This window comes from Priestia sp. P5_B4, assembly GCF_056400385.1.
Genome location: NZ_JBFULJ010000273.1, coordinates 1 through 4,633, shown reverse-complemented (window position 1 = coordinate 4,633; position 4,633 = coordinate 1). Strand labels below are relative to the sequence as shown.

General features: G+C 43.0%; 3 protein-coding genes. 1 reads left to right on the top strand and 2 read right to left on the bottom strand.

What is annotated here, in order from left to right:
- Window positions 1-44: 44 nt before the first annotated feature.
- Window positions 45-563 (bottom strand): dihydrofolate reductase family protein, encoded by a 519-nt coding sequence (locus tag AC1DRF_RS17325; protein ID WP_427075944.1) that lies wholly within the window; start codon window positions 561-563, stop codon window positions 45-47.
- 90 nt (window positions 564-653) lie between these two features.
- Here AC1DRF_RS17325 and AC1DRF_RS17320 point away from each other — a divergent pair, with 90 nt between their 5' ends.
- Entirely contained in the window at window positions 654-1,613 is a 960-nt protein-coding gene (locus AC1DRF_RS17320) for a helix-turn-helix transcriptional regulator (protein ID WP_427075943.1), read from the top strand.
- Window positions 1,614-1,817: 204 nt separating this feature from the next.
- On the opposite strand, the gene AC1DRF_RS17315 is transcribed toward AC1DRF_RS17320, so the two are convergent.
- Window positions 1,818-4,633, bottom strand: a 2,816-nt coding sequence (locus AC1DRF_RS17315) for a bifunctional cytochrome P450/NADPH--P450 reductase (RefSeq protein WP_477741251.1), incomplete at its 5' end; no start/stop codon positions are given.

Sequence of the window (4,633 nt, the reverse complement as noted above, 5' to 3'; positions counted from 1 at the left end):
ATGAGCATACTGACACTGCAGAAAGAGTTTTTATTACGAAAAGCTTATTCTTTTCCATAATAAAGCTGAGCAATTTGCCCGTACTGTTTTATATCGGTAAGCTTCAAATTCATTTCGGGAATTCCTCGTTTAAACAGCGGAATACCAGCCCCAAGCAAAACGGGAATGACCGATATAATAAATTCATCCACCCTCTTTGCTTTTAAGAAATCAGTGAGAATATCAGCGCCTCCCACCAGCCATATTTTTTTCGTATCTTGATTGAGGTTGTTGAGAAATGACGCCACGCTTTCGTTTATAAACTCGACATATTGATCTTTTCCTTGAGCTGAGCGGCTAAACACGTAGCATTTTTTACCGAGATATGGAAACTCAGGTGTGAGCTTCAGCACGTGGTCGTACGTAGCTTTTCCCATAACAACCGCATCACACGTTTGATAAAACGCTTCGTAGCCGTTGTCTCCCTCTCCTTCTACGCTTTCCAGCCAGTCAATCTCTCCGTTTTCTCTTGCAATATATCCGTCTAAGCTTGCCGCAATATATACGACGATTTTTTTCTTCATTCCCTTTTCTCCTTTCAACTTTACTGTTTCTGTATGATATCATCTTAATACGACACTTTTTGTCATATTAAAAGAAAAAGGTGAAAATAAATGGCTAAGTCTAGACGGCTTGTTGATATGCTCATGTTTATTAATACAAAAAGAACGTTTACGGCAAAAGAACTAGCGGAGGAATTTGGTCTTTCCGTGCGGACCGTCCAGCGCTATTTACTGGACTTAAGTGAATTAGGGCTGCCTCTTTACAGTGAAAAAGGGCGGAGCGGCGGTTACAGAGTGCTAAAAAATCGTATTCTCCCTCCCATTTTGTTTACGGAAGAAGAAGCTATTTCTATCTTTTTTGCTTATCAAGCTCTGCAGTATTATCATGACCTTCCGTTTGATGCAGAAATTCATGCGGCTCTTCAAAAGTTTTATGTGTACCTGTCTGAGGAAACAAAGAAAAAAGTAGATAAAATGAGTGCTCATATTGCGTTTTGGAATCCTAAAAGAAACCTAGATACTCCTTATTTAAAAGAGCTTTTAGAAGCAAGCCTTGCAGGAAAGTATATTGAATTTCTTTATGATTCAAAGGCGGGTCAAACAAGAAAACAAGTCAAACCCCTTGGAATTTATGCTCATAACGGTTTATGGTACTGTCCTGCTTATTCTTACAATAAGCAAAAAGTATTATTGTTTCGAGCCGATCGTATTCACTCGTTAAAAGTTTTAGAAAAAGACGAAAATATGTCTCTTACGTTAAAGGAATGGCTTGAAACAGAACCGGTAAACTCACAGCCGATTTCGTTAAAAGTAACCTTGACACACGAAGGTGTTCGTCAGTGTAAAGGTGTTCCGTGGCTTGAAAATCATGTGAAGGTGGCGCGTGATGGGAATGGCTATATCGATATAATAACTGATGGAAATGAAATAAATTACATGGCTTCTTTTTTCTATACCTTAGGGGCTCATGCTTTTATTGAAGAACCTCAGAAGCTAATTGAAAAAATCTGCTGTCACGCAGAAGAAACGTTAAGACGCTATAAAAATGAAGTGGGGACAAAAGACGAATAAACGGGAGAAATGAACTCGTATAAATCGCTTTAGGCACCGGGGTTGATTTTCTTGCAAAACTTCGCCTTGCACTCCGATCAACCGCTACAAGTCACTAAATAGATGAAATCTACGTTCACTCTACCAATAAAAAGATCCGAACGATTCATCGTTCGGATCTTCCTTCAACCAACTAAACTACTTTTATCCTAGCCTCTTTTTAATTTACCCAGCCCACACGTCTTTTGCGTATCGGCCTTTTTCTTCTAGCTGCTGCAGCCATAAGCGAGCGTCTGCTTCACTCACTTGGTGAACGTCAGCATAGCTTTTCATAAGCGTTGCTTCAACGTCAGGTGCCATTTGGCCTCCGTCTCCGCAAATATAGAAGTGCGCTCCTTGATCAAGAAGTTCAATCAATTTCTTGCCGTCTTGTTCCATCACGTGCTGAACGTATGTTTTCGGCTGATTTGGCACGCGAGAAAAAGCGGTATGAAGCGTAATGATGCCTTCATTTTGGGCGTTTTCAAGCTCTTCTTGGTACAGATAGTCTTCATGAGGTGAACGGCAGCCGAAGTATAAATGCGCTTCTCCAAGCGACTGTCCTTGTTCTTTTAGCTGTTTGCGAGCCTGCACGAAACCTCTAAACGGCGCGACGCCTGTTCCCGGTCCGACCATGATAAGCGGCGTTTCAGGGTCTTTTGGCAGCGTAAATCCTGACTGCGGTGTGGAAATAAAGCACGTAATCGTATCTCCTTCTTGCAGCTCAGCAAGATAGTTCGACGCAATTCCTTTATATTCTCCATATCCGCTCCACGCTTCTCCTGAGACAACGCTGACCGTGATGCTTGCTTGTTTTTCATCGACACGAGGTGATGAAGAAATTGAGTAATAGCGCGGGCGTATGCTTGGCAGAAGGGCGATAAATTCGCTGAACTCCATTTCACACGCCGGGTATTTTTCAAGCAGTTCAAGCATTGTTAAACGTTTTGCCAGCACTTGTTCTTTGTAGGCTTGCTTTTCAAGCAAGGCTTCAAGCTCTACTTTATGCGGCGGGCAGACCGTTTTAGCAGCCATTGCGCGAAGCTGCGTGCGCGTAACAGGATCTTGAAGCTCCACGTATTGCAGAAGCTCTTCTACTGATACTGTTTTAGCGAGTGGCAAATGAGCTAATTTTTCTTCTTCTGCTTCCAGACGGATTTGCTGTGATGCATCTAGGCCRAACCTTGCTGTTACACGGTTTACTATTCCTTCATAGTTGCGAGGAATAACGCCTAAATGATCTCCTTCTTGATAAGAAGCTTCTTTTGGAAGTTCAATTTCAAGATGACGCGTGCTTCGTGCACTGCCTGGCTGTTGAAGTTCTTTGCTTGCTACGACGTTCGCTGAAAACGCACCGTGCATTTTCGCAAGCGGCATATCCGCGGCGCTGTCGACGAATTGAAGTGAAAGTGTAGATTTATTATCTTCACTGTTTTCAATGTCGAGGTTAAAGTAGGCTGCTACATCACTCCACATATGTTCACGCCATTCTTCATATGTGCCTTCAAAGTCGTCACTTGCATCTGCTTCACCGCGGTCAGCGATGTTTTCTGCCCCTTTAGCGGCAAGCGTTTCATCGATAAAAGCAGGCACTTTTTGATACGTTGTCGCCCAGTTTTTATCACCGCATCCAAATACGGAATAGCGAACGCCTTTTACTTCATCAGCAGACGCTTGGTCTAACCAGTCGACAAATTGCTTTGCGTTATCAGGCGGATGTCCGTTATAAGACGCCGTTACAATTAATACAGCTCCTTCGCGGGGAAGATTTCCGGCGTGCGAATCAAGGGTAGCGACCTGTGGTGCGAATCCTTTGCTCATTGCAATATCTGCTAAATCACGCGCCGTTCCTTCAGCTGTTCCCATATTTGAACCGTATAGCACAAGCAGCGGCGTATTATGAGCGTTTTCTGCCTTTTTGCGTACTTTTTTAGCAGACTGTTCAGTGCTAGGTGAAGGAATACCGCCAAGCGGAATTTTTTTCGATTTTGCTTTTACCACAAAGCCTTCAGGTTTTAACGTTAAAGTTTCTTTAATATCCAGCTCGTAGTTTGTATGATCTTCAAAGTCAAAGTGTTTTAGCATCATACCAAGTACCAGCGTTGCTTCATGAAGAGCGAACTGCTGACCGATACACGCACGCTGCCCGTTTCCAAACGGTTTAAACGCATGCTGCGGAATCGCACTTGGATTTTCAAAACGCTCTGGACGGAACTCTTCCACATCGTCTCCCCAAATTGTTTTATCACGGTGAAGCTGAGGAATGAGAACCATTAGTTCGTCGCCTTTTTCTAAAGGATATTCTCCTCCAAGCACCGTATCTTCTTTTGCATATAGGGAAAACGCAGGAGCCGTTGGCCATAAGCGCAGCGCTTCGTTTAAGACCATGCCCACATATTTAAGCTGTTTGACTTGTTTGTAGCTTGGAACAGGATCTACTAGAACTCGTGCTGCTTCTTCTGCTGCTTTTTGTAATACATGTGGATTTTTCACTAAGAAATACAGCGCAAATGATAAAAGACCGCTTGTTGTTTCGTGTCCCGCAATTAAGAATGTAATAATTTGATAGCGAATGTTCTCGTCATCAAGCGGCTCACCTGTTTCTGGATCTTTTCCGTTTAGCATATGTGTTAACAAATCATCGCTTTGTTCACCGCTTGCTTTGCGATCTGCAATAATTTTATCTACTAGGTTGTTCATTACCTTGATATCTTCTTGAAACTGGTGCTTGTTTTCATCATAAGCTGGGTCATCTGGATTTGCTCGCTGCAGCTTGTTCATCGAGTCATCCAGTGCACGGACCATACTCGTAATAAACGGATGCGGCTGATCTCGGTAAAAGCTGTTAAAGCGGTAGTTAAAGCCGCAAAGACCGATTGTATCAAGCGTTAAACGCGTCATATCTTCCGGTACTTCAATATGCTCATCTGCATTTAGACGCTCCCACTTTTGAATAAGCTGCACGGCGATATCGACCATCATCGCATGATAGCCTTTCATTG